This window comes from Nocardioides ungokensis, from assembly GCF_013466985.1.
In the GTDB taxonomy this organism is placed as follows: domain Bacteria; phylum Actinomycetota; class Actinomycetes; order Propionibacteriales; family Nocardioidaceae; genus Nocardioides; species Nocardioides ungokensis.
On record NZ_CP059164.1, the window covers coordinates 655,129 to 678,713 of the forward strand.

Sequence of the window (23,585 nt, forward strand, 5' to 3'; positions counted from 1 at the left end):
GATGGACGGGCACACCGACACCCCGGCGTACGACGGGCACCTGGGCGAGACCGGGAGCATCGTCGACCTCGGCCTGCCGGCCCCCGGCGGGGCCTTCGACGAGCACCACCCCCCGGACGCCGCGCTGATCGGCGACTGCGTGCACTGCGGCTTCTGCCTGCCGACCTGCCCGACGTACGTGCTCTGGGGCGAGGAGATGGACTCCCCGCGGGGCCGGATCTACCTGATGAAGGAGGGCCTGGAGGGCGAGCCCCTGAGCGACGCGATGGTGTCGCACTGGGACGCCTGCCTGGGCTGCATGTCGTGCGTGACCGCCTGCCCTTCGGGGGTGCAGTACGACACCCTCATCGAGCAGACCCGGGCGCAGGTCGAGCGGCGCCACCACCGGTCGGCCGCCGACCGGGCGCTGCGGGGCCTGATCTTCTCGATCTTCCCGCACCCGCGGCGGCTGCGGCTGCTCCGTGGCCCGCTGCGCGGGCTCCAGCGCACCGGCCTGGACCGGGCCCTGCGCCGGACCGGCCTGCTGGAGCGCCTCTCGCCCCAGCTCGCGGCGATGGAGAGCCTCGCACCGAGGCTCGGCCGGCCGATGCCGCTGCCGGAGCACATCCGGGCCTCGGGGGAGCGGCGGGCCGTCGTCGGGATGCTCACCGGCTGCGTGCAGGGGGCGTTCTTCCCCGGGGTGAACGCAGCCACCGCCCGCGTGCTGCAGGCGGAGGGCTGCGACGTCTTCGTCCCGCCGGGACAGGGCTGCTGCGGCGCGCTCTCGGTCCACAACGGCCGCGAGGCCGAGGCGCAGCGCTACGCCCGCCGGATCGTCGACACCTTCGAAGCAGCCGGCGTGGAGCGGCTGGTCGTGAACGCCGCCGGGTGCGGCTCGACGATGAAGGACTACGCCCGGCTCCTCGCCGACGACCCGGCGTACGCCGACCGTGCGCGGACGCTGGCCGAGAAGGTGCGCGACGTCGCCGAGGTGCTCGACGAGCTCGGGCCGGTCGCCGTGCGGCACCCGCTCGAGGTGTCGGTGGCCTACCACGACGCCTGCCACCTCGCCCATGCCCAGGGAGTGCGCGCCCAGCCCCGGCGACTGCTCGCCGGCATCCCGGGTCTCGAGCTCCGCGAGATCGCCGAGCCGGAGCTGTGCTGCGGCTCTGCCGGCATCTACAACATCCTCAACCCCGAGCCGGCCCGCGAGCTCGGCGACCGCAAGGCCGCCAACATCGTCGCCACCGGCGCCGAGCTGCTGGTCACCGCCAACCCCGGCTGCCTGATGCAGGTCGCCAGCGCGATCGCAAGGTCGGGGCGCCCCATGGGGATGGCGCACACCGTCGAGGTGCTCGACGCCTCCATCCGCGGCGTACCCGCCGACAGCCTCCGTGAGGGGACCCGCCCCTCCGCCTGATCCGCCCACCACACCCTCGGGAGTCCCGTCATGTTCCAACAAGATCCGCGAGCCGTCGCCGACTCGCTCGCGCTGAGCGCCCTGTGCGCCCTGATCCCGCTCGCCGTGCTCTTCCTGCTGCTCGGGGGGCTCAAGGTGCGGGCCTGGGTCTCGGGCCTGGTGTCGTTGCTGGTGGCGCTGGTGGTCGCCGTCGTGTTGTTCGGCATGCCGGTCGGCCAGGCGGTCAGTGCCGCGGTGAACGGCGGCCTGTTCGGCTTCTTCCCGATCCTGTGGATCGTCATCAATGCGGTCTGGATCTACAACCTGACGGTGGCGTCGGGGCACTTCGACGTGCTGCGGCAGTCCTTCGAGAAGGTGAGTCCGGACCAGCGGATCCAGGCGATCATCATCGCCTTCTGCTTCGGCGCCCTGCTCGAGGCCCTCGCCGGCTTCGGCACCCCCGTGGCCATCTCGGTCGTGATGCTGATGTCGCTGGGCTTCAAGCCAGTCAAGGCCGCCACCGTCGCGCTGGTGGCCAACACCGCGCCCGTGGCCTTCGGCGCGCTGGCGATCCCGATCGTCACGCTGGCCCCGATCGCGGCCGGTGTCAGCACCGACCCGCGGCTCTCGGACGCCAACGCGCTGGGCACGCTCGGGTCGATGGTCGGCCGCCAGACGCCGATCCTGGCCCTGGTGGTGCCGCTCATCCTGGTGATGATCGTCGACGGCCGGCGCGGCGTACGCCAGACCTGGCTGCCGGCCCTGCTCGCCGGTGGCGTCTTCGCGGTCGCCCAGTTCGTGACGTCCAACTACGTCTCCGTGCAGCTCACCGACATCGTCGCCTCGCTACTGGCCGCGGGCTCCCTGGTGCTGCTGGTCCGGGTCTGGCAGCCGGCCGAGGTGCTGACCGCCGACCGCGCGGACGACGAGGTGGGAGCGCGCACCAGCGCGGCCGCGGGCAGGTCCGGCTCCGCGGTCGGGTCCGGCTCCGCGGGTGGCGGCGCGGCCACGATGACCGGTGGGCACGCCGCAGCGGAGTCCCGCCCCTCGCCCGACGACCGGGGCGAGGTGCTGCGTGCGTACGCGCCGTACCTCGTGATCATCGCGATCTTCTCGGTCACCAACATCCCGGCGGTGGTCGACTTCCTGGCCAAGGAACCCTTCACCTACCTCGTCGACTGGCCCGGGCTCGACATCGTCAACAGTGCCGGCGACCCGGTGCTGACGCAGTTCAAGCTCAACTGGCTGCCCGCGGCCGGCACCCTGCTGGTGATCGCCGGCCTGATCAGCATGGCGATCCTGCGGATCAAGCCGGGGCGGGCGTTCAAGATCTACCTCGCGACCTACGTCGAGCTGCGGTCGGCGATCATCACGGTGATGGCCGTGCTCGCGCTGGCCTACGTCATGAACCTGTCCGGCCAGACCGCTGCCCTGGGCCTCTGGCTCGCCGGCGCGGGCGGTCTCTTCACGATCCTCTCGCCGATCCTCGGGTGGATCGGCGTCGCCGTCACGGGCTCCGACACCTCCTCGAACTCGCTCTTCGGCGCCCTCCAGGTGCAGGCGGCGACGAAGGCGGGCCTCGACCCGGTGCTGATGGCGGCCGCGAACTCGTCGGGCGGCGTGCTCGGCAAGATGGTGAGCCCGCAGAACCTCGCCATCGCCGCGGCCGCCGTGGGCATGTCGGGCCGGGAGGGGGAGATCTTCCGCAAGGTGATCGGCTGGAGCCTGCTCATGCTGGCGCTGATGTGCGTGATCGTCGCCCTGCAGGCGACGCCGGTGCTGGACTGGATGGTGCCCTAGGCTCGGCATCCGACATCTGGGGGGGCCGACAGCCGGGAGAGGGAGTCATGGTGGAGGAGGCTCGCACCGCGTCGGTGCAGTCGGTCGACCGCTCCCTCGACCTGCTCGAGGCGCTCGCCCGGGAGGGCAAGCCCGTCGGGGTCGCCGAGCTCGTCGACCTCACCGGGCTGCCCCAGGGGACCGTGCACCGGTTGCTGCAGAGCCTCCAGCTGCGCGGCTACGTGCGCCGCGACCCCTCCCGGAAGTACTCCCTCGGCACCTCCGCCGTGCGGCTCGCCGACGCGGCCCAGCGGGCGATGGTCCGCAGCGCCCGGCCGCACCTCGCCGAGCTGGTCGCCCTGTCGGGGGAGACCGCCAACCTCGCTGTCCTCGAGGGCGACGACGTGGTCTACGTCGCCCAGGTCCCCTCGCCCCACACGCTGCGGATGTTCGCCGAGGTCGGTCGCCACGTGCCGCCGCACTCCACGGCGGTCGGCAAGGTGCTGCTGGCGTCGATGCCGCGGGAGCGAGCGCTCGGCGTGGTGCGTCGTACCGGCCTGACAGCGCGGACCCCGGCCACGATCACCGACCTCGACGCCTTCGCCATCGAGCTCGACCTCGTGGCCTTCCAGGGGTGGGCGGCCGACGAGGAGGAGCAGGAGACGGGGGTGCGCTGCGTGGCGGTCCCCGTGGGCGAGCCCGGCGCCGCCCTCGCGGCCCTCTCCCTGTCCGGTCCCGCCGACCGGTTCGCCGGTGGGCGCACCGCGGGGCTGGTCGAGGAGATGCAGCGGGTCGCGCGGGCCTTCGCCGACGGCTGACTGAGGCCTACGGTGGGTAGTCCGTGACGTTTCTGCTGTGGAGAACGCCGTTTCCACAACAGAAACGTCACGGACTACCCGGAAGGACGCACTCCGGCCCGCGGTCAGCCGCGGGCGGGCTCGACCCGGCCGACGACCTCGCCGAGCGCGATCCGACCGCCGCCGGTGCCGGGCGCGGTGTAGCGGAGCCTCACCTCGTCCCCGTCCTCCAGGAACGTGCGGCCGCCCTCCCAGACCTCGGTGCCGAAGGGTTCCTTGCCACCCCAGCTGAGCTCGAGGAAGGAGCCGCGCTGGCCGGGCTCCGGGCCGCTGATGGTGCCGGAGGCGTAGAGGTCGCCGGTGCGCAGCGAGGCCCCGTTGACCGTCGTGTGGGCGAGCATCTGGGCGGGGGACCAGTACATCGTGCGGTACGGCGGCCGGCTGACGACCTCGCCGTTGAGCACCACCTCGACGTCCACGTCCAGCCCCCGGGCCCGGTCCGGCCCGAGGTAGGGCAGCGGCGTCGGGTCCTGGCCGGGCAGGTCCGTCCACGCGGCGTCGAACGCCTCGAGCGGGGTCACCCAGTGGGAGACAGAGGTGGCGAAGGACTTGCCGAGGAACGGGCCGAGGGGGACGTACTCCCAGGCCTGGATGTCGCGCGCCGACCAGTCGTTGACACCGACGACGCCGAAGACGTGGTCTGCGAACGCGTCGTGGGGGACCGGCTGGCCCAGCGCGGAGCCGGTGCCGACGACGAAGCCGAGCTCGGCCTCGATGTCGAGTCGGCGGCTGGGCCCGAAGGTGGGGGAGTCCTCGGTCGGCGCCTTCCGCTGCCCCTGCGGCCGGACCACGGGCGTGGTCGATGCGACCACCGTGCCGGCGCGACCGTGGTAGCCGACCGGGAGGTGCCGCCAGTTCGGCAGCAGCGGCTCCTGGTCGGGCCGGAAGATGCGTCCCACGTTGGAGGCGTGGTGCTCGGACGCGTAGAAGTCGACGTAGTCGGCGACCTCGACCGGCAGGTGCAGCGTCAGGTCCGCGAGCGGCAGCAGGTGGGGCTGCGTGCGCTCGCGGTGGACCTCGTCGCCGAGCACCTCGATGATCCACCGGCGGGCGATCCGCCACGACTCGGCTCCCATCGCCATGAACGCATTCAGGCTGGGCGTCCGCCACGCGGCGGCCAGCTCGGACGCGGGGTCGCCGATCTCCGCGACCGGCGCGAGGTCGAGCACGTGGTCGCCGATGCGCACACCCACGCGCGGCTGCTCGCCGGAGCTCGAGAAGACGCCGTACGGCAGGTTGTCGATGTCGAAGAGGGAGCCGGCGGCTCCCTCGACCCAGGTGGTGGTCACGGCTTCTCCAGCAGTCCGAGGGCGGTCAGGTCGTCGAGCGGTTCGCTGATCGAGCAGGAGCCGAAGGAGGTGAACCAGCGCCTGGCCCCGGCGAGGTCGGCCTCAGCGGCCTCGGCGGCCAGGGTTGCGCCGTCGCGCTGCTCGAGCGTCTCGACCAGCTCGGCGGGCGAGGCCCCGTCGAAGGCGCGACGGGTGGCGAGCAGGACGTTGACGAAGCCGTGGTGCTCGAAGCCGTCCCGGTCGAGATGCCGCACGGCGTTGTGGAGGCCGGCGGTGCACTTGAACGGCGTCTCCCGGTCCAGCGCGGCGTCGACCCAGGCGGCCAGCTGGGTCGCCGAGGGGAAGAGATGCGCCTCCAGGCCGCCGGTGCGGAACTTCAGGCGCAGCTCGGCCGCCGCCACCTCGTCGGCCGCCGCCAGCCACTGGTACGTCGGGTCCCCGGCCGGGAGCTCCACGAAGACCGGGACCTCGTCGGCGAGGTGGCCCTCGGCGCGCGCGGCGTCGACCGCCGTGACGACCCGCCGGGCGTTGCCGGCCAGGTCGTCGAGGTCGCGCAGCGCGATCTCGAGTCCTGCGAGGGTCAGGCTGGACCGGGCACAGGCCTTCGCCGGACCGGCGACCTGGCCGGCGCCGCCCGTGATGACGACCGAGACCGGGAGCTCGACGCCGGGCGGCACGGCCACCTTGGGCACGTCGGTGTCACGCAGCACGAACGTGCCGACGAGGTCGGCGTGCGGCGTCCCCGCACGATCGACGTAGGCCGTCGCCGCGTCGACGAGGTCGGCGTTGCCGGGCGGGAAGATGGCCGCGTCGTCGACCAGCCCGACCCAGGCCGGTCCCAGTGGAGACTTCACGCCGCCACTGTAACGGGGCCGCACATAACGGACGAGACCGTCCGGATATCGGGACTCCTCAGACCAAGGTGGGGCGGCCCCGTTTCGCCAGCTGGTCGGCGATGATGAGCCGCTGCACCTCGCTGGCGCCCTCCCAGATCCGCTCGACCCGCAGCTCGCGGAAGAAGCGCTCGGCCACGTTCTCCCGCAGATAGCCGCGACCGCCGAACACCTGGACCGCCCGGTCCGCCACCCGGCCGGCCATCTCGGAGGCGTAGAGCTTGGCCATCGAGCACCGCGCGTGCAGGACCTTGCGGTCGAGTCCCTCGTCGACTGACCTGGCCGTCTCGTAGGTCATCGCCCGCGCTGCGAAGAGCTCGGTGAGGCTGTCGGCGAGCATCGCCTGCACCAGCTGCTTGCGCGCCAGCGGCTCACCGCCGACGCGACGCTGCTGCGCGAACGCCGTGGCCTCGTCGACCAGGCGCTCGGCGGCTCCCAGGCAGCGCGCGGCCACCATCAGCCGCTCGAAGCGGAACCACTCGAAGACGAAGGACATGCCGTCCTCCTCGGTCCCCACGAGGTGGCTCGCCGGCACCCGCACCTGCTCGAACGCGACGACCGGGTGCCGGTGCCCGAGAGTGTGCGTGTACGCCGGTGTGCGGACCACCCGCACCCCGGGCGCGTCCACGTCGACCACGAACAGGGCCTGGTCCCCGGCGTGCGGTCCGGTCGTGAGCACGGCCTGGAAGAAGGCGTAGTCGGCCTCGTGGAAGGACGTCACGTGCCACTTCACGCCGTCGAGCACGTAGCCGTCGCCGTCCCGGCGGGCGGTCGCCGACAGGTCGGTGAGGTCGGAGCCGGCGTCCTCCTCGGTGATGGCGTAGCACTCCTGCAGCTCGCCGCGCACCGTCGGCAGCAGCCAGCGCTCCCGCTGGTGGTCGTTGGCGACCTCGGGCCACCAGGACGGGGGCGTGTGCAGGCACCAGGCGAGGCCGTTGGTCACCCGGCCGCCCTGTTCCTGGACCAGGACCTGCTGGAGGGTCGAGCAGCCCGGCCCGCCGACCGAGGCCGGCATGTTCGTGGCGTACAGGCCGAGCTCGCGTGCCCGGCGGTGGTGCTTGGCCTCGACGTCCTCCGGGATCCGGCCGTCGTGCTCCTCCGCGGTGAGCTCCCAGGCCATCAGCTCGTCGGTGAAGCCGCGGGCGCGGCGCTGCAGCTCGAGGTCCTCGGGGCTGAGTCCGTACATGGCGGCTCCCGCGTCCGGGTGACGGCATTGACTGACTGTTCAGTCTATGCCAGCCTCGAGAGGGTGACCAGCGCCCTCCCGCGCACCGCCGACGCCGTCGTCGTGGGCGGCGGCACCGTGGGTGCGTGGTGTGCCTGGTTCCTGCGCGAGGCGGGTCTCGCCGATGTCGTGCTGCTGGAGCGCGGCACCCTCGGCAGCGGCGCCAGCTCCCGGGCCGCCGGCATGGTCCGCGCCCAGGGGGGCACCGAGGTGGCCGTCCGGCTCGGCCTGTTCAGCCGGGACTTCTACGCCTCGCAGCCGGAGCGCCTCGGCCTCGACTCGGGGTTCGTGGCGCAGGGCTACTTCATGCCTTGCTTCTCCGAGCGCGAGGTCACCGAGGCCCGGGACCGGATCGCCATGCAGCAGGCACTCGGCCTCGATGTGCGGTGGGTCGGCTCCGACGAGCTCGACGACCTAAACCCGGCGATGGGCCGCGGCCTGACGCTGGGTGGCTCCTACGCGCCGGGCGACGGGTACGTCGACCCGCCGCGCAACGTCCTCGCCTACACCGCGGCCCTGGTGACGTCCGGCGTCCGGCTGCGGGAACGGACGTCGTTCGAGGGGTTGCTGCGCTCGGGTGACCGGGTGACCGGCGTGCTCACCTCGGCGGGCGAGATCGCCACGGACCGGGTGGTGCTGACCGGTGGTCCGACGCTCGCCGCGGTGGGTCGGGCTGCGGGAGCACGGATCCCGGCCGGCGGCGCCCGGCACCAGGTGGTGGTCACCGGTCCGCATCCCGACCTCGCGCCCGACCGGCTGCCGATGGTCTTCGACGTGGCCTCCGGGATCTACTGGCGACCCGAGGAGGGCGGGGTCCTCTGGGGCATGAGCAACCCCGACGAGCGTCCGGGCGAGGCGACCGAGTTCGACTGGGCGTACTACGCCAGCATGCGCCGGCGGATGGCGATGCTCGTGCCCTCGACCGCGGGGCTGGGGCTGCGCAAGGCCTGGGCTGCGACCATCGACTTCACTCCCGACCACCTGCCGATCCTGGGGCCGCTCATCACCGCGGACGGCCCGGTCACGGGCGTCACCGTGGCGGCCGCGGGAGGCCACGGGATGATGTGGGGGCCCGGCGTCGCCCGTGTCGCCGCGGACCTGGCCGTGGCTGACGCCACCGACGTCGTCGACGTCAGCGACCTGGGGCTGGACCGCTTCGACGAGCACGGCCGCAGCCGGCTGGCGCCCGATCCCATCGCGCTGCCCTTCCCCGAGACAGTCGGCCCCGAGACAGCCGGCCTCGAGCCGGCCGGCCCCGGGACGGCCACCGCCCAGACCGCCAGCCCCGAGACGGCCGGCTAGCCGCGAGCCGCCGTCCGGGTCAGCACCAGCGCGTCGACCGCCACCGCCCCGCCCGGGTGTACGACGAGGGGGTTGACGTCGACGGCCTCGAGCACGTCGCCGAGCTCCTCGGCGAGCCGGGACATCGCCACCACCGCGTCGACGACGCCCTGTACCCCGACCGGCGGCCGACCTCGGTGCCCCGTGAGCAGCCGGGTCACCTTCAGCGAGTCGAGGAGCCGTCGGGCCACCGCCTCGTCGACCGGCGGCAGGGCCACGGCCCGCTGGGCGAGCAGCTCCACCAGCGTGCCCCCGGCGCCGACGACGACCAGCGGGCCGACCAACGGGTCCCGGTGCACGCCGAGGGCGATCTCGACGCCCGGCGGCAGCTGGCGCTGGACGGTCACGCAGGGACCCAGGTGGGCGGCCAGGTCGGCGTACGCCTCCGCGACCGCCGACGCGTCGGCCAGGGCCAGGCGGACGCCGTCGACGTCGACCTTGTGCGTGACGGACGGATCGGCGGTCTTGAGCACCACCGGGTGGCCCAGCTCGGCGGCCGCCCGCACCGCCGCGGCGGCGTCGCGGACGGTGACCCACGGCGCCACCGGGATTCCGTAGTCGGCGACGAGGGTCAACGGGTCCGCGTCGCCGGCCATCAAACGCGCGCGCCAGCGGTCCCGGCGATCGTGCTGGACCGGTGCGGCCACCGGCCGTCGTGCCGGCTCGGCATCGGCCAGCAGGTGGCCCAGCGCGCGCAGCCCCGACCGGGTGCCCTCGAGGACGGGGATGCCCTGCTGGCGCAGGTCGGCGGCGACCGGCCGGTCGATCGCGGAGGACAGGTTCGACAGCACCACCACTGGCTTGTCGGTGTGCGCCGAGAGTCGCGCCAGCGCCCGGGGGAACGCGAAGTCGCCGTCGTACTCGGGCACCAGGTCGACAGCCAGGGCGACCACGTCGACGGCGTCGTCGTCGGCGAGCGTGGTCAGGCAGTCGGTGAACAGGTCCTCCGTGCGGGACCCGCCGCCCCAGACGTCGAGTGGGTTGTCCGGTTCGAGCCCGGGGTCGAGCACGGTCGCGAGCTTGGCGGTCGTGGCTTCCGACAGGTCTGCGAACGGAACACCGAGCCGCTCGGCCACGTCTGCCACCAGCACCCGCTCGGCGCCGGAGTCGTGAACCGTGGCGATCCCGTGCGGGCGGGCGCGAGGCCGCACCCGTCGTCCGATCGCGAAGGTCTCGAGGCTGTCAGCGAGCTCACCGAGGTCGTCACAGCGGTGGACGTCGTACGCCGCGGCCAGCGCCTCCCACGCGGCGTCCGACCCGGCGAGCGCGCCGGAGTGGGCGCCGACCAGTGCCTGTCCGCGACGCGAGCTGCCCACCGTGAGCGCCACGACGGGGATGTCGCGGTCGGCTGCCTCGGCGAGCGCAGCACGCAGGCGCGGCACGTCCCGCAGGGTCTCCTGCACCAGTGCGACGACGCGGGTCTCCTCCTGCTCCAGCGCGTGCGTGAGGTAGTCCGCGGTGGTGGTGACGAGCTCCTGTCCCGACGACACGACGAGGGAGTACTCCAGTCGGCGGTGGCTGCGCAGCAGGGCGGAGAAGACCGACCCCGAGTGCGTGACCAGGGCGATCGGCCCGGGGGGCAGGTGCTCGGGCTCGAGGTAGCCGAGCGCGCGCACGCCGCGCGTGACGTTGACGAACCCCATGCAGCTGGGGCCGCACAGCTCCAGCCCGTCCGCGGCAGCGACCAGCTCGTCGCGGAGCCCGTGTGCGCTGCCGAACACCACCGCGCCCGCGTCGCCCCGGGCCGACGCCAGCCGCACCTGTTCGACCAGGGCCCGGTCGGGGGCGCCCAGCAGCACCAGGTCGACCGGGTCCGGCACGTCCGTGAGGGAGGGCAGGCACGGGCGGCCCAGGACCGTCCGGTGTCGCGGGTTGACGAACCAGGAGCGGGCGATGCCGGGGCTGCGGAGCACCTCGGTGGCCATCCGCCAGCCCAGTGAGTCCGGGCGGTCGCTGGCGCCGACGGCCGCGACGGTGCGGCCCTCGAGCATCCGGGCCAGTCGTGGACGGACCGGCGGCAGCACCATCGGGCCTCAGCGACCCAGCGTGGTCAGCAGCCGCCGGGGCGCGCGCCTGGCTGCCCGCGCGTCCTTCAGTGCCGGGGCGAGGTACGCCGACAGTCGATGGCGCCCGCCTCCCACGATGACGGCGTCGTGCTCGTCGGCCATGCTGATCACCCCGCTCATCGCCTGTCGTGGCGTTGGCCCATGGACGTTGACTGACTGTTCAGTCTATGAGGTGGTACGGTGCCGCGGCAAGCAGTTGGTTGACCTCCAGGAGCTCCGTGGCAGACAAGCAGCCCGCCAGCGCCCAGGCCGCCAGTACCCAGGCCGCCGGGAGGCAGGCCGGGGACCGGGCCGAGGCGCCGGGCGAAGGACAGGGCCCCGGCGTGGCGGACGCCCGCCGTGACCAGATGCTCGCCGCCGCGGCGCGGCTGATCGCCGAGCGAGGGTTCTCCGACACCCGGATCGCCGACGTCGCCGAGCGGATCGGGTCCAGTCCGGCGCTGGTCATCTACTACTTCGGCACCAAGGACAGTCTCCTCACCGAGGCGCTGCGCTGGTCGGAGCGGTCCTTCTACGCGGCCGTCGAGGAGATGCTCGGGCAGACCGCGGCCCTGGAGGAGCGCCTCGACACGCTGGTGGCGTGGTGCCTGCCCGACAGCGACGAGCTGCCCGCGGACTGGGGCCTGTGGTTCGACCTGTGGGCGCAGGCGTTCCGGCACCCCGAGGTGAAGAAGGACCGGGCCGCGCTGGACCAGCAGTGGCGCGACCTCATCGGCCGGGTCGTGCGCGAGGGCATCGAGGCGGGCGAGATCGAGGCCGTGGACGTCGACCTCTTCACGATCACGTGGGCCGCGCTGCTCGACGGGCTGGTCGTCCAGATCGCGCTGGAGGACCCGCGGGTCGACCGGGCCCTGGCCCGTCGCGTGGCGCACGAGGTGGCGCGCCGCGAGCTGGGTCTGGGCTGAGGCAGGCCGACGTCACCCGGGGAGCAGTCGCAACGCCGACGGTGCGAGGGTCGCGACCAGCTCCGACCCGGTGGTCAACCAGAGCGGAGGCTCGCCGAGGACGTTCGGCACGTCGGCCTGGAGGGACAGGCCCGCACAGTCGAGCGTCACCGTCGTGTGCGCGCCCCGGAACGTCACGGCCCTCACCCGCGCCCGCAGCCGGTTGGACCCGTCCGGGGTGCCGGCCCGACATCCTCCCCCGGAGCCAGCGGGCTCACCTCGACCCGCTCGGGCCGCGCCATCACCTGCACGACCTCGCCGACGGCAGGGTCCCACTCGGTCTTGGCGACGGTGAGCCGGTGCTCGCCGATCGTGCAGGTAAGGCCCTCCGGCCCGATCGCCCGCACCGTGGCCTCCCAGAGGTTCGCGGTGCCCAGGAACGTCGCCACGTGCACGCCGGACGGCTGGGAGTAGACCTCGCCGGGGGTGCCCACCTGGAGGACCTTGCCGTCGCGGAGCACCGCGACCCGGTCCGACATGGTCAGGGCCTCCTCCTGGTCGTGCGTGACGTAGACGAACGTGGTGCCGACCAGGCGCTGCAGGGACCTCAGCTCCACCTGCAGCTGCTTGCGGAGCTTGGCGTCGAGGGCGCCCATCGGCTCGTCGAGGAGCAGCACGGTCGGCTCGAGGACGAGGGCCCGGGCCAGCGCCACCCGCTGCTGCTGTCCGCCCGACAGCTGGTGCGGCTTGCGCTTGGTCATCGACCCCAGCTGCACGAGCTCGAGCGCCTGCCCTACGCGACGACGTACCTCGTCACGGCCGGCCTTCTGGTAGCGCAGCCCGAAGGCGACGTTCTCGAAGACGTCGAGGAAGGGGAAGAGCGCGTAGGACTGGAAGACCGTGTTGACGGGCCGCCGGTGGGGCGGCACCTCCACCAGCGAGCGACCGTCGAGGTGGATGGTCCCCGCATCGGGACGCTCGAAGCCGGCGATCATCCGCAGGGTCGTGGTCTTTCCGCAGCCCGAGGCGCCGAGCAGGGAGAAGAACTCGCCCTCCCGCACGTCGAGGTCGATCCCGTCGACGGCGACCTCGTCGCCGAAGTGCTTGACCAGACCCGAGAGGGAGAGGGCACCCGCCATTCACGCCTCCCCGGCGGTGAGCTGCGAGGCCAGGTGCTCGCAGTTGTCGACGAACCGGTCGATGTCCTCGTCGGTGTGCTGCACGGACAGCAGCCACTGCTCCACCTTGCCCCACGGGGGCAGGAAGGCGCTGCGGTTGTGCTGGACCAGCCAGTGCGCGTGGCCGTAGCGGCCGTCGAGCGTCAGGAAGTCGCGGAAGTCGCGGATCGGGTCGGGCAGGAACGACACGCAGCCCTTGGCGCCGGCAGTGACCACCCGCCACCCCACGGCGTACCGGTCGAAGACGTCCTGCAGGCCGTCGCTCATGCGAGCCGTCAACCGGTCCAGCCGCTGGTACGCCTCGGGGGTGAGGACCTCGGTCAGCATCGCCCGTGCCGCGGCCATCGCGAGCGGGTTGCCGTTGAAGGTGCCGACCTGCTCGTAGCGGCCGTCGGCGATGAGCGACATGACCGCCTCGCTGCCCCCGACGGCTGCGGTGGAGATCCCGCCGCCCATGGCCTTGGCCAGGCAGATGACGTCCGGGTTGACGCCGTGCAGCCTGCTCACGCCGCCGGGCCCGACGGTCAGCCCGGTCTTCACCTCGTCGAAGACCAGGAGGGCGCCGTGACGGTGCAACAGGTCCCGCAGGCCCGCGAGGTAGCCGTCGACGGGGTGGATGATCCCGGCGTTCATCATGATCGGCTCGAGGATCATCCCGGCGACCTCGTCCCGGTGTCGCAGCAGCGCCCGCTCGACCGCCTCGAGGTCGTTGAACGGCACCACGGTCACCAGGTCCATGATCGCGGCCGGGATCCCGGTGTTGTCCGGCACGCCCCGGGGTCGGTCGGGTGGGCCGATGGGGTCGTCGGCCTCGGGCAGGACCGAGACCTCCACCGAGTCGTGGTGGCCGTGGTAGCAGCCCTCGACCTTGAGGATCCGGTCGCGCCCGGTCGCCGCGCGGATGAGGTGGACCGCGTCCATGGTGGCCTCGGTCCCCGAGTTCGCGAACCGCCACAGCGGCTGGTCGAAGCGGTCGGCGAGGTCGTCGGCCACCACGATGGCGTCCTCGGTCGGCTGGGCGAAGTGGGTGCCGCGCCCGACCCGGTCCCGCACCGCGGCGACGACGGCCGGGTGGGCGTGCCCGGCCAGCGCCACGCCGTAGCCGCCGTGGAAGTCGGAGTACTCGAAGCCGTCGACGTCGTAGATCTTCGAACCGGCGCCGTGGTCGATCCAGACCGCCTGCGGCTCGGTGATCTGCCAGCTGGAGGTGACGCGGCCGGCCAGGTGCTGGGCCCGCGACGCGTGCGCCCGGCTCTGCGGCTGGCGGGCCACGAAGGCCTCGGTCTCCTGCTCGATGACGCTGTCGAGCCGGTCCGACAGCACGCTCGTCGCGGTCATGGGAGCTCCTCGCGCGGCGTTCACCGCGGCTTCGGGCGTCATTGACTGACGGTTCAGTCTATGCGACGGTGGCGGCGAGGAACAACGATCGGCTCCGACGGGAGGCGATGCATGTCAGGAGAGCCGGCGCGTCGTGCGCCGTTCACCGGCCGCAGCGCGGTCGCCCGCCGGTCGCTGTTGCGTGCCGCTGTGGCCGGGCTCGCGGCACCCGGACTCGCCACGCTGCTCGAGTCGTGCGGCGGCGGCAGCACGGGCAGCCCGAGCGCCCGCGAGACGATCCCGGCCCCCGACAACCCCGTGCGCTGGCCGACGAGCCAGGCCAACCCGATGATCAAGTCCGGGCTCACCCCCGAGCGGGGCAGCACGCTGCGGGTCTACAACTACGCCGACTACCTCTCGCCGCGCTTCCTGAGGGACTTCGAGGACAAGTACGGCCTCGACATCCGGCTCTCCACGTTCAACGACGCGGACGAGGCGCTGACCAAGATCGCCTCGAAGGACCTCGCCTTCGACGTCTACTTCCCGAGCTACGACTCCCTGGGGCGGCTGGTCGCGGCCGACCTGCTCCGGCCGCTCAACCACGACTACCTCACCAACTCCGGCAACCTGTGGCCCCGGTTGCGCGACCCGTGGTACGACCGCGGCTCGCGCTACACGATCCCGTACACGATCTACAGCACCGGCATCGGCTGGCGCACGGACATGGTGCCGACCGACGTGGCGGCGATGTCCAACCCGTACGACGTGCTGTGGGACACCCACTACGCCGGCAACATGGCGATCCTCGACGACTGGCACACCGCGATGGCGATGGTCCTGCTGCGCAACGGCATCCTCGACATCAACACCACGGACCCGAAGGACATCGCCCTGGTCCGCGACCAGCTGCTCCAGATGCGGCGCACCATGAAGCCGCGGGTCACGATCTCGATGTACACCGAGATGCCTGCCGGTCAGTACGGCCTGTGCCAGATGTGGTCGGGCGACGCGATCAACCTGCCCTACTACCTGCCGAACAAGGTCTCCGCCGACGTGCTGCGCTTCTGGTTCCCCGAGGACGGCAGGGGCGAGGTCGACAACGACCTGGCCGTGGTCCTCGCCCAGGGGAAGAACCCCGTGGCCGCGCACGTGTTCCTCAACGAGCTGCTCGACGACAAGGTGGCCGGGACCAACTTCGCCTTCACCGGCTACCAGCCGCCCCTGCTCAAGTTCACGCCGGACTCGCTGGTGGCCGACGGGCTGGTGCCGCAGAACCTCGCCACCGCGGTGGTGCGGGAGAAGGACTTCGACACCGGGATCCCCCTGCTGCAGCTGCCCGCGGCGGCCGACGCGGCGTACCACCAGGTCTGGCAGGAGTTCAAGGCCGGTGGCTGAGGCTGCCGGTCCCCGAGGCGCCCGGTGGCTCTGGCCGCTGCTGGCGGTCCCGGGGATGGTCTGGCTCGGGCTGCTCTTCATCGCGCCGATGTACGTCGTGCTGGCGATCCTGTTCGGCGGGGTCGACCCCATCCTGCGACAGCCGGTCCCGGTCTGGAACCCGGTGGACTGGGACGTCGCCCAGTTCCGCTACGTGTGGGACCACGTCGTCGGGGCGCAGCCGTTCTTCCGGCCGGCGCTGGTGCGCACGGTCGTGTACGTCGGCCTGGCGAGCGCGATGTGCCTGCTGATCGCCTACCCGGTGGCCTACTTCACCGCCCGGTTCGCCGGTCGGTGGAAGGGACCGTTGCTGTTCGCACTGATCGCGCCGTTCTGGATCAGCTACATGATGCGGATGCTGGCCTGGGTCAACCTGCTGCAGACCGACGGACTGGTGAACCGGACGCTGAGCGCCGGCGGGTCTTCGACGTGCACGAGAACTGGCTGGGCGGTCGCCCGTCCACCGTGGTGCTCGGCCTGGTCTACGGCTACGTGCCCTACATGATCCTGCCGCTGTTCGCGGGCCTGGACCGGATCCCCGTGGCCACGCTCGAGGCCGCACGCGACCTCGGCGCCAGCCGGTGGGAGACCTTCCGCCGCATCACCTGGCGGCTCAGTCGGCCGGCCGTCGTGGTCAGCCTGCTGGTGACGTCGCTGCCGATGCTGGGCGACTACTTCACCAACGACCTGCTGTCCGGGTCCCCGGACACCTCGATGATCGGGAACCTGATCAACAACTCGGTCCTCACCCCGGGCCAGACCGGCCAGGCCGGGGCCTTCGTGCTGCTGATCCTGCTGGTGTCGATCGTGCCGATGCTGGTCTACGTCAGGTCGACCCGGACCGGGACGGACGTGCAGTCGTGAGGGGCGTGGCCGGGTGGTGGCGCGACCCGTGGCGCCGACCGTGGGGGCTGCTCGTCGTGACCGTGCTCTACCTGGTGTGGTCGCTGCTGCCCGTGCTCGTGGCGGCGCTGTTCTCCTTCAACGCGGGTCGCTCGCGCACCACCTGGCAGGGCTTCTCGATGCGCTGGTACTACGGGGACCCGCTGCGCTCGGTCTGGCACGACGCGAGCCTCCACACCGCCCTGACGCACACGCTGTGGCTCGGCGTCCTGGTGACGGCCTTGACGATCCCGCTCGGCGTGGCGATGGCGCTCGGCCTGGACCGCTGGCGGGGCCCGCTGCCGGCCGGGGCCAACCTGGCGGTGCTGGTCTCCTTCGTGCTGCCCGAGATCCTGATCGCGGTGTCGCTGCTGTTCGTGGCGACGGTGCTGACCACCCCGCTGCGGCTGGGGACCAGCGGCCAGGTGATCGGGCTGGTGACCTACCAGCTGTCCTATCCCGTGGTCATCGTCCGGGCCCGGCTGCTGACCATCGGACGCGACTACGAGGAGGCCGCCGTCGACCTGGGTGCCTCGCCGTCGAGGGCCGTGGGGCGGGTGCTCCTGCGGATGCTGGTCCCGGCGATCTTTGCGAGCGCGGTCCTGGTGTTCGCCGACGTCATCGACGCTTCGTGATCGTGCGCTACCTCTCGGGCGACTCCTCGACCGAGCCGGTGTCGGTCAAGGTCTACAACACCGCCCGGGCCGCGCCGACCCCGGCGCTCAACGCGCTGACGACGCTGCTCCTGGTCACGTCACTGCTCGTTGTCGTCCTCGGCTACCTCGCGCACCGGCGGTTCACGCGGGGGAGAAGTCCGCCGGTGGCCTCGACGTGTTCACGGGTGAGGCCTAGCATTGAACGGTCGTTCAAGGAAGGGGTGGTCGCCGTGACGGTCACCGCTGCGAAGGTCCCGCCCGCGCCGCTCGATCCGACCGAGGTCGCCCTGGCGCTGCGGCCGTTCGGGGAGGCGCGGATGCTGCCCCGGGCCGCCTACCTGGAGGACGTGGTGCTCGCATGGGAGCGGGACCACCTGTTCGACGGCTGGTTGTGCGTCGGGCGTGCCGAGGACGTCCCGGTCGGCGGTTTGGCGGCGGAGTCGCTGGGCGGCTACGGCGTCCTGCTGACGCGGGACCGTGACGGCGAGCTGCGCGCCTTCGAGAACGCGTGCCGGCACCGCGGCCACGAGCTGCTGCCGTGCGGCGGCTCGGCGACGGCGAAGGCGATCGTCTGCCCCTACCACGCGTGGAGCTACCGGTTCGACGGGACGCTGCGGGGCGCCCCCGGCTTCAGGAGGGTTCCCGGCTTCGACCCGGCCGACTTCAGCCTGCGGTCGCTGGACGTGCGCGAGTGGCACGGCTGGGTCTTCGTCGACCGCGCCGGCGGTGGCGGGTCGTTCGAGGAGCACATCGGGGCCCTCGAGACGATCGTGGCGCCGTACGACGGCGAGGCGCTGGTGACGCCGGCCGTGCACGAGTACGACGTCGCGGCCAACTGGAAGGTGCTGATCGAGAACTTCCAGGAGTGCTACCACTGCCCGATGATCCACCCCGAGCTGTGTCGGGTGAGCCCGCCGGAGAGCGGTGAGAACCTCGAGCAGGACGGCGACTGGGTCGGCGGCTGGATGGACCTGCGGGCGGGCGCGGAGACGATGTCGCTGGACGGGCGCAGCGGCGGCACGGCCATCGCGCGCCTCGACGACCACGAGCGGCGGACTGTCATGTACGTCGCGGTGCTGCCCAACCTGCTGCTCAGCCTGCACCCCGACTACGTGATGACCCACGTGCTGACCCGCTGGCCCCGGACCGGACCCGGGTGCGCTGCTCCTGGGCCTTCCCGCGGGAGGTCGCGGAGGGGGCCGGCTTCGACCCGGCGTACGCCGTCGACTTCTGGGACCTCACCAACCGCCAGGACTGGGCGGCCTGCGAGTCGGTGCAGCGCGGCATGCGCGCCCCCGGCTACCGGCCCGGGCCGATGGCGCCGAGCGAGGACGGCGTGCACCACTTCGTCCGGTTCGTCGCCGAGGCCTACCTGGGGCGCGAGGGGGAGCGGGCCGTCTGACAGCCACCGCCACGGACAGTCCCCGCCGATCGGCACAGCCCTGAGCCTGGACAGGCGTGCCAGACGGCGGGGACTATCCGGTTGCTGGCGACGAGGCGTAGGCTGTGCGCGAATATCGGAGATAGGTGTCCGATAAACGGAGTCAGCGGAGGTTCACCCATGGCGCACTACCGGCAGGTCGGCGAGGTCCCCCCGAAGCGGCACACGCAGTTCCGCAACGCCGAGGGGCAGCTCTACTACGAAGAGCTGATGGGCGAGGAGGGCTTCTCCTCCGACTCCTCGCTGCTCTATCACCGGGGCGTGCCGTCGGCGATCGTCGGCTCGGAGGTGTGGGACCTTCCCGACCAGACGCGCACCCCCAACCACCCGCTCAAGCCACGGCACCTCAAGCTGCACACGCTGTTCCCGCACGCGGGCGCCGACGCGGTCACCGAGCGCCGCCTCGTGCTCGGCAACAACGACGTCCGGATCGGCTACGTCGTCACCGGCACCGAGCCCTCGCCGTACTACCGCAACGCGATCGGCGACGAGTGCGTGTACGTCGAGGCCGGCAGCGGCCGCGTCGAGACGGTCTTCGGGGTGCTGTCCTACCGGCAGGGCGACTACGTGGTGATCCCTCGCTCGACGACGCACCGGTGGGTCCCCGGGGAGCCGTCGCGGCTCTACCCGATCGAGGCCAACAGCCACATCGCCCCGCCGAAGCGCTACCTCTCCCGCTACGGCCAGCTGCTCGAGCACGCGCCGTACTGCGAGCGCGACCTGCACGGCCCGACCGAGACGCTCCTCGTCGAGGGCGAGGACGTCGAGGTGCTGGTCAAGCACCGCACCAGCGCCGGCATCGTCGGCACCCGGATGACCTACGCGACCCACCCCTTCGACGTGGTCGGCTGGGACGGGTGTCTCTACCCCTACACGTTCAACATCGACGACTACATGCCGATCACCGGCAAGATCCACCAGCCGCCGCCGGTGCACCAGGTCTTCGACGGCTGGAACTTCGTGATCTGCAACTTCCTGCCGCGCAAGGTGGACTACCACCCGCTGGCCGTGCCGGTGCCCTACTACCACTCCAACGTCGACAGCGACGAGGTCATGTTCTACGTCGGCGGCGACTACGAGGCGCGCAAGGGCTCGGGCATCAACATCGGCTCGATCTCGCTGCACCCGGGCGGCCACGCGCACGGGCCGCAGCCCGCCGCGATCGAGGCTTCCCTGGGTGCGGAGTACTTCGACGAGTCCGCGGTCATGGTCGACACCTTCGCGCCCCTCGACCTCGGCGAGGCCGGGCTGGCGGCCGAGGACCCGGCGTACGCCTGGACGTGGGCGGGCCGCGGGCCCCAGGGACCCGCAGAGGGCGGCGACAACCGGCGGTGTTCTCCAACTCCTGAGGCGACGGCTGTCGGTCGTCCGGGGCAGGATCGGCGCATGGAGCGGCACACCTTCACCGCCGAGATCTGGGCGTCCGAGTCGGTCGGCTCGTGGGCGTTCGTGATGCTGTCGTCCGAGGCCGACGAGGAGGTGCGCCTCGCGGCGGGGCCGCCCACGGCGTTCGGGTCGGTGCGGGTCGAGGCGACCGTGGGGGGCACGACCTGGCGGACGTCGGTGTTCCCTGACAAGGCGCGCGGCTACGTGCTGCCCGTGAAGACCGCCGTACGCCGGGCCGAGGGGCTCGACGTCGGCGACGACGTGGAGGTGTCCCTGCGCGTCGTCGAGGGATGAGTCAGCCGTCGGTGACGGCCTCCGCAGGATCGCGCACGGGGATGTGCCGCGCGGCCGTCCGCGCCACACTGGGGGCGTGAGCAATCCCGAGCGGCACCCGGACGAGATGACCTGCACGCCGGCGACGGCGGCGAGTGTCGAGGTGTTGTCACCGCGCGACGTGCCGCTCGGCGGCCCGCGGGCGATGCAGGTGCGGCGCACCCTCCGCAGCGGCACCGCTCCCTGATCGGGGCGTGGTGCTTCGTCGACCACTACGGGCCCGACGACGTCCTCGACACCGGCGGGATGAGCGTCGCGCCGCACCCGCACACCGGACTGCAGACGGTGAGCTGGCTCTTCACCGGCGAGGTCGAGCACCGCGACAGCGCCGGCAACCACGCGATGGTGCGACCCGGGGAGGTCAACCTGATGACCGCCGGTCGCGGGATCAGCCACTCGGAGGTGTCGACGCCGGACACGAGGTCGCTGCACGGCGCCCAGCTGTGGGTCGCCCTGCCCGACGCCGACCGGGACGTCGAGCCGGGTTTCGCCCACCACGCCCCGGAGGCGGTGACCGGTGCCGGCTGGGCGGCGCGGGTGTTCCTGGGCTCGCTCCTCGGTGACAGGTCGCCGGTCCCCACCTTCACGCCGCTCCTCGGCGCCGAGCTCCTGCTCGAGCCGGGCACGTCGCTCGAGCTGGACGTGGACGAGACCTTCGAGCACGGCGTCCTCGTCGACACCGGCGTGCTCGGCGTCGCGGGTCAGGAGACAAGCAGCACGAGCTCGCCTATGTCCCGCCCGGCTCCGCCCGCCTCACGCTCACGGCGTACGACGCGCCCGTGCGCCTGCTGCTCCTCGGCGGTCCGCCGTTCGGTGAGTCCATCGTGATGTGGTGGAACTTCGTGGGCCGGGGCCACGAGGAGATCGTCGCCTTCCGCGAGGAGTGGCAGGCCCAGATCACCCGTGACGGTGCCGTCCTGGCCGACTCCCAGGACGTGGGGGCCGGCCGCTTCGGCGTGGTCGTCGGCGACCACCTGCCGCCGATCCCTGCGCCCGCACTTCCGAATGCGAGGCTCAAGGAGCGGCGCTGAGGGTCAGGGGCGACGCCCCGGGGCCTACGACTTCTGCTTCCTGGCCTTCGGTGGCAGCGTGGCGATGTGCTCGCGGGCCCGCTCCATCCAGGAGGTGACCTGCTCGCCGGTCAGCGACGACGGGACCGAGAGCCAGCCGTTCATCGGACGCTCCTCGGGGCCGAACGGTCCCGAGCCCTCGAGGGCCGCCAGCTCCTCGAGCCCGGCCGGGTCGAGCTTGACGCCGATGTCCGTGCCGAAGAGGCCCGCGAACATGTTGCCGTTCACGAACGCACCGACGCTGCCGAACATCGGCTTCACCTCGACGCCGGGGCCCTCGGGCACCAGGGAGCGGAACCTGGCCTTGTCCTCGTCGCTGTGCTTCGGCATCTGCATGCGTCGATCCAACCACCCCCTTGGGTCGCTGCGGATGACCATGTTTCGGGGATGTGCGGGTGGTGCGCGGGAGGCCACAGTGTCTCCATGACCCAGCCCCCAGAGCTGTCCCTCGACTTCACCGGCCTGAAGGCCACCTTCGTCAACTGCACCCTCAAGCGCAGCCCGGAGCCCAGCCACACCCAGGGGCTCGTCGACGCCAGCGCCGCGATCATGCGCAAGCACGGCGTGGAGGTCGACGAGCTGCGCTTCGTCGACCACGACGTGGCGACCGGGGTCTACCCCGACATGCGCGAGCACGGCTGGGAGACCGACGCCTGGCCCGAGATCTACCCGGGGATCCTGGAGAGCCAGATCCTCGTCGTGGCAGGCCCGATCTGGCTGGGCGACAACTCCAGCATCACCAAGAAGCTCATCGAGCGGATCTACTCGCTCAGCAGCATGCTGAACGACAAGGGGCAGTACCTCTTCTACGGCCGGGTGGCCGGTTGCCTGATCACCGGCAACGAGGACGGGATCAAGCACTGCGCCCAGAACGTCCTCTACTCGCTGCAGCACGTCGGGTACACGATCCCACCCAACGCCGACGCCGGCTGGATCGGCGAGGCCGGCCCCGGGCCGTCGTACCTCGACCCGGGCAGCGGCGGTCCGGAGAACGACTTCACCAACCGCAACACCACCTTCATGACCTGGAACCTGATGCACCTCGCCCGGATGCTGCACGACGCCGGCGGGGTCCCCGGCTACGGCAACCAGCGCTCGGAGTGGAACGCCGGCACCCGCTTCGACTGGGAGAACCCGGAGTACCGGAGCTGACCGCGTCCCGCGGGTCCGCGGGCCGTCGGCGCCGGGTGACAGGATGCGGCGCATGGGACCCGTGACCGGTGAGGACGGCATCGACCGCTGCCCGTGGGCGGGTGGCCCCGGAGTGATGCGCGACTACCACGACCGCGAGTGGGGCAACCGCGTCCGCGGCGAGGCGGCCTACCTCGAGCGGCTCACCCTCGAGGCTTTCCAGTCGGGGCTGTCGTGGTCCACGATCCTCAACAAGCGCGACGCGTTCCGCGAGGTCTTCGCCGGCTTCGACGCCGACACTGTCGCGGCGTACGACGACACCGACGCGGCGCGGCTGATGGCGGACGCCCGGATCGTGCGCAACCGGCTCAAGATCGCCGCCGCGATCACCAACGCGCGGGCCACGGTGGCGCTGCGCGAGCGTGAGGGCCTCGAGGCGCTGGTGCTGTCGTTCCGCCCCGACCCGCCGCCGGCGCCGGCCACCACGGAGGAGATGGCGACGACGTCGCCGGAGTCGAAGGCGCTGTCGAAGGAGCTCAAGAAGCGCGGGTTCGCCTTCGTCGGCCCGACCACGATGTTCGCCCTGATGGAGGCGATCGGCGTGTTCGACCCGCACCTGCTGGGGTGCCACCGTCGCGGGTCGGGGACAATCGGGACGTGACGCAGCCCGACTCCCCGCCCGCCAAGCGGCGCAAGCACCTGATGGACCCGGCCAACCCGCGGCCGCAGGCGTCGCGGCAGTCGATGAGCATGAGCTCGGTGCAGCGCTGGGTGATGTCGGTGCTGGCGGTCACCACGATCGGGCACTTCTCCGCGGGCCTGGTGCTCGCCGCGCTCTTCCTGGGTGACAACGCCCAGCCCGGCGCACAGATCGGGCTGGTCGTGATCGCCGGGGTGGTGGGCGTGCTCGGCGTGGCCGCGGGCTTCCTCATCCACCAGAAGAGCCCGCTCACGCCCTGGCTGGTGCTGGGCCTGCTCCCCGCCGCGGTCGGGCTCTACTTCATCCTCTGACGCGAGACCCCCGGGACGTTCGACGCCCCGGGGG

24 protein-coding genes and 2 pseudogenes are annotated in these 23,585 nt (G+C 72.2%); 17 read left to right on the top strand and 9 right to left on the bottom strand.

The genetic code is table 11. From position 1 onward, the window contains the following. Position 1: 1 nt before the first annotated feature. Genes glcF through H0S67_RS03300 form a run of 3 tightly spaced genes read left to right on the top strand, consistent with a single transcriptional unit; the run spans position 2 to position 3,975 of the window. Positions 2-1,399 (top strand): glycolate oxidase subunit GlcF, encoded by a 1,398-nt coding sequence (gene glcF, locus H0S67_RS03290; RefSeq protein WP_180935431.1) that lies wholly within the window; start codon positions 2-4, stop codon positions 1,397-1,399. 30 nt (positions 1,400-1,429) lie between these two features. Beyond that, positions 1,430-3,178: an L-lactate permease gene (locus H0S67_RS03295; RefSeq protein ID WP_180935432.1), complete on the top strand. Its 1,749-nt coding sequence runs from the start codon at positions 1,430-1,432 to the stop codon at positions 3,176-3,178. 47 nt (positions 3,179-3,225) lie between these two features. Further along, entirely contained in the window at positions 3,226-3,975 is a 750-nt protein-coding gene (locus H0S67_RS03300) for an IclR family transcriptional regulator (RefSeq protein WP_180935433.1), read from the top strand. A 104-nt stretch (positions 3,976-4,079) separates the two neighbouring features. On the opposite strand, the gene fahA is transcribed toward H0S67_RS03300, so the two are convergent. The 3 genes from fahA to H0S67_RS03315 are packed head-to-tail and all read right to left on the bottom strand — an operon-like array spanning position 4,080 to position 7,382. Next, positions 4,080-5,303, bottom strand: coding sequence for a fumarylacetoacetase (fahA, locus tag H0S67_RS03305; RefSeq protein WP_180935434.1), 1,224 nt, complete (start codon positions 5,301-5,303; stop codon positions 4,080-4,082). Then, positions 5,300-6,157, bottom strand: a complete 858-nt coding sequence (locus H0S67_RS03310) for a hypothetical protein (RefSeq protein WP_246355086.1) — start codon at positions 6,155-6,157, stop codon at positions 5,300-5,302. The genes fahA and H0S67_RS03310 overlap by 4 nt, the downstream gene beginning before the upstream one ends. Positions 6,158-6,215: 58 nt before the next feature. Next, complete coding sequence (locus tag H0S67_RS03315; protein WP_180935435.1) at positions 6,216-7,382, bottom strand: acyl-CoA dehydrogenase family protein; 1,167 nt, start codon at positions 7,380-7,382, stop codon at positions 6,216-6,218. A gap of 63 nt (positions 7,383-7,445) precedes the next feature. On the opposite strand from H0S67_RS03315, the gene H0S67_RS03320 reads away from it, so the two are divergent. Continuing rightward, positions 7,446-8,723 (top strand): NAD(P)/FAD-dependent oxidoreductase, encoded by a 1,278-nt coding sequence (locus tag H0S67_RS03320; protein WP_180935436.1) that lies wholly within the window; start codon positions 7,446-7,448, stop codon positions 8,721-8,723. Here the strand turns inward: H0S67_RS03320 and H0S67_RS03325 are convergent. Next, positions 8,720-10,789, bottom strand: a complete 2,070-nt coding sequence (locus H0S67_RS03325) for an acetate--CoA ligase family protein (protein ID WP_219635451.1) — start codon at positions 10,787-10,789, stop codon at positions 8,720-8,722. The genes H0S67_RS03320 and H0S67_RS03325 overlap by 4 nt on opposite strands. Positions 10,790-10,795: 6 nt before the next feature. Further along, positions 10,796-10,948, bottom strand: a complete 153-nt coding sequence (locus H0S67_RS03330) for a hypothetical protein (protein WP_180935437.1) — start codon at positions 10,946-10,948, stop codon at positions 10,796-10,798. A 98-nt stretch (positions 10,949-11,046) separates the two neighbouring features. Between H0S67_RS03330 and H0S67_RS03335 the strand changes: the two genes are divergently transcribed. After that, on the top strand, positions 11,047-11,733 hold the full coding sequence (locus tag H0S67_RS03335; protein ID WP_219635452.1) for a TetR/AcrR family transcriptional regulator: 687 nt from the start codon (positions 11,047-11,049) through the stop codon (positions 11,731-11,733). 12 nt (positions 11,734-11,745) lie between these two features. Here H0S67_RS03335 and H0S67_RS03340 read toward each other — a convergent pair whose 3' ends face one another. The 3 genes from H0S67_RS03340 to H0S67_RS03350 are packed head-to-tail and all read right to left on the bottom strand — an operon-like array spanning position 11,746 to position 14,228. Further along, entirely contained in the window at positions 11,746-11,910 is a 165-nt protein-coding gene (locus H0S67_RS03340; protein ID WP_180935438.1) for a hypothetical protein, read from the bottom strand. Between the two features lie 5 nt (positions 11,911-11,915). Then, a complete protein-coding gene (locus H0S67_RS03345) occupies positions 11,916-12,851 on the bottom strand; it encodes an ABC transporter ATP-binding protein (RefSeq protein WP_180935439.1) in 936 nt (311 codons plus the stop codon). Beyond that, a complete protein-coding gene (locus tag H0S67_RS03350; protein WP_180935440.1) occupies positions 12,852-14,228 on the bottom strand; it encodes an aspartate aminotransferase family protein in 1,377 nt (458 codons plus the stop codon). A gap of 111 nt (positions 14,229-14,339) precedes the next feature. Between H0S67_RS03350 and H0S67_RS03355 the strand changes: the two genes are divergently transcribed. The 9 genes and pseudogenes from H0S67_RS03355 to H0S67_RS24335 form a co-directional block, all read left to right on the top strand. Next, complete coding sequence (locus H0S67_RS03355; protein WP_180935441.1) at positions 14,340-15,602, top strand: polyamine ABC transporter substrate-binding protein; 1,263 nt, start codon at positions 14,340-14,342, stop codon at positions 15,600-15,602. Next, a complete protein-coding gene (locus tag H0S67_RS23070; RefSeq protein WP_219635453.1) occupies positions 15,595-16,146 on the top strand; it encodes an ABC transporter permease in 552 nt (183 codons plus the stop codon). The genes H0S67_RS03355 and H0S67_RS23070 overlap by 8 nt, the downstream gene beginning before the upstream one ends. After that, entirely contained in the window at positions 16,107-16,505 is a 399-nt protein-coding gene (locus H0S67_RS23075) for an ABC transporter permease (protein WP_219635454.1), read from the top strand. Before H0S67_RS23070 ends, H0S67_RS23075 begins: the two co-directional genes overlap by 40 nt. Beyond that, the gene (locus H0S67_RS03365) at positions 16,502-17,158 is read left to right on the top strand and encodes an ABC transporter permease (RefSeq protein ID WP_219635455.1); all 657 of its coding nucleotides are present in this window, start codon (positions 16,502-16,504) and stop codon (positions 17,156-17,158) included. The genes H0S67_RS23075 and H0S67_RS03365 overlap by 4 nt, the downstream gene beginning before the upstream one ends. A 338-nt stretch (positions 17,159-17,496) precedes the next feature. Continuing rightward, positions 17,497-18,581: pseudogene (locus H0S67_RS03370) on the top strand (aromatic ring-hydroxylating oxygenase subunit alpha). A 159-nt stretch (positions 18,582-18,740) separates the two neighbouring features. Then, positions 18,741-20,300: a DUF1905 domain-containing protein gene (locus H0S67_RS03375; protein WP_180935442.1), complete on the top strand. Its 1,560-nt coding sequence runs from the start codon at positions 18,741-18,743 to the stop codon at positions 20,298-20,300. Between the two features lie 76 nt (positions 20,301-20,376). Next, positions 20,377-20,526, top strand: a complete 150-nt coding sequence (locus tag H0S67_RS24330; RefSeq protein WP_246355087.1) for a hypothetical protein — start codon at positions 20,377-20,379, stop codon at positions 20,524-20,526. After that, on the top strand, positions 20,526-21,167 hold the full coding sequence (locus H0S67_RS03380) for a pirin family protein (RefSeq protein ID WP_246355321.1): 642 nt from the start codon (positions 20,526-20,528) through the stop codon (positions 21,165-21,167). The genes H0S67_RS24330 and H0S67_RS03380 overlap by 1 nt, the downstream gene beginning before the upstream one ends. Continuing rightward, positions 21,113-21,370 (top strand): annotated as a pseudogene (locus H0S67_RS24335) (pirin-like C-terminal cupin domain-containing protein); the annotation flags it as partial. The gene H0S67_RS03380 and the pseudogene H0S67_RS24335, both read left to right, overlap by 55 nt. A gap of 24 nt (positions 21,371-21,394) precedes the next feature. Here the strand turns inward: H0S67_RS24335 and H0S67_RS03385 are convergent. Continuing rightward, positions 21,395-21,745: a TfoX/Sxy family protein gene (locus tag H0S67_RS03385; RefSeq protein ID WP_180935443.1), complete on the bottom strand. Its 351-nt coding sequence runs from the start codon at positions 21,743-21,745 to the stop codon at positions 21,395-21,397. 87 nt (positions 21,746-21,832) lie between these two features. Between H0S67_RS03385 and H0S67_RS03390 the strand changes: the two genes are divergently transcribed. Genes H0S67_RS03390 through H0S67_RS03400 form a run of 3 tightly spaced genes read left to right on the top strand, consistent with a single transcriptional unit; the run spans position 21,833 to position 23,551 of the window. After that, the gene (locus H0S67_RS03390) at positions 21,833-22,561 is read left to right on the top strand and encodes a flavodoxin family protein (protein ID WP_180935444.1); all 729 of its coding nucleotides are present in this window, start codon (positions 21,833-21,835) and stop codon (positions 22,559-22,561) included. Between the two features lie 52 nt (positions 22,562-22,613). Continuing rightward, positions 22,614-23,201 (top strand): DNA-3-methyladenine glycosylase I, encoded by a 588-nt coding sequence (locus tag H0S67_RS03395; protein WP_180935445.1) that lies wholly within the window; start codon positions 22,614-22,616, stop codon positions 23,199-23,201. Beyond that, on the top strand, positions 23,198-23,551 hold the full coding sequence (locus tag H0S67_RS03400; protein ID WP_246355088.1) for a hypothetical protein: 354 nt from the start codon (positions 23,198-23,200) through the stop codon (positions 23,549-23,551). Before H0S67_RS03395 ends, H0S67_RS03400 begins: the two co-directional genes overlap by 4 nt. The last annotated feature ends 34 nt before the right edge of the window (positions 23,552-23,585 follow it).

Coding starts and splice junctions, on each gene's coding strand:
- glcF (WP_180935431.1), top strand. CDS start 2: ATGGACGGGCACACCGACACCCCGGCGTACGACGGGCACCTGGGCGAG.
- H0S67_RS03295 (WP_180935432.1), top strand. CDS start 1,430: ATGTTCCAACAAGATCCGCGAGCCGTCGCCGACTCGCTCGCGCTGAGC.
- H0S67_RS03300 (WP_180935433.1), top strand. CDS start 3,226: ATGGTGGAGGAGGCTCGCACCGCGTCGGTGCAGTCGGTCGACCGCTCC.
- H0S67_RS03315 (WP_180935435.1), bottom strand. CDS start 7,382: ATGTACGGACTCAGCCCCGAGGACCTCGAGCTGCAGCGCCGCGCCCGC.
- H0S67_RS03325 (WP_219635451.1), bottom strand. CDS start 10,789: ATGGTGCTGCCGCCGGTCCGTCCACGACTGGCCCGGATGCTCGAGGGC.
- H0S67_RS03330 (WP_180935437.1), bottom strand. CDS start 10,948: ATGAGCGGGGTGATCAGCATGGCCGACGAGCACGACGCCGTCATCGTG.
- H0S67_RS03345 (WP_180935439.1), bottom strand. CDS start 12,851: ATGGCGGGTGCCCTCTCCCTCTCGGGTCTGGTCAAGCACTTCGGCGAC.
- H0S67_RS03350 (WP_180935440.1), bottom strand. CDS start 14,228: ATGACCGCGACGAGCGTGCTGTCGGACCGGCTCGACAGCGTCATCGAG.
- H0S67_RS03355 (WP_180935441.1), top strand. CDS start 14,340: ATGTCAGGAGAGCCGGCGCGTCGTGCGCCGTTCACCGGCCGCAGCGCG.
- H0S67_RS03375 (WP_180935442.1), top strand. CDS start 18,741: ATGGCGCACTACCGGCAGGTCGGCGAGGTCCCCCCGAAGCGGCACACG.
- H0S67_RS03385 (WP_180935443.1), bottom strand. CDS start 21,745: ATGCAGATGCCGAAGCACAGCGACGAGGACAAGGCCAGGTTCCGCTCC.
- H0S67_RS03390 (WP_180935444.1), top strand. CDS start 21,833: ATGACCCAGCCCCCAGAGCTGTCCCTCGACTTCACCGGCCTGAAGGCC.
- H0S67_RS03395 (WP_180935445.1), top strand. CDS start 22,614: ATGGGACCCGTGACCGGTGAGGACGGCATCGACCGCTGCCCGTGGGCG.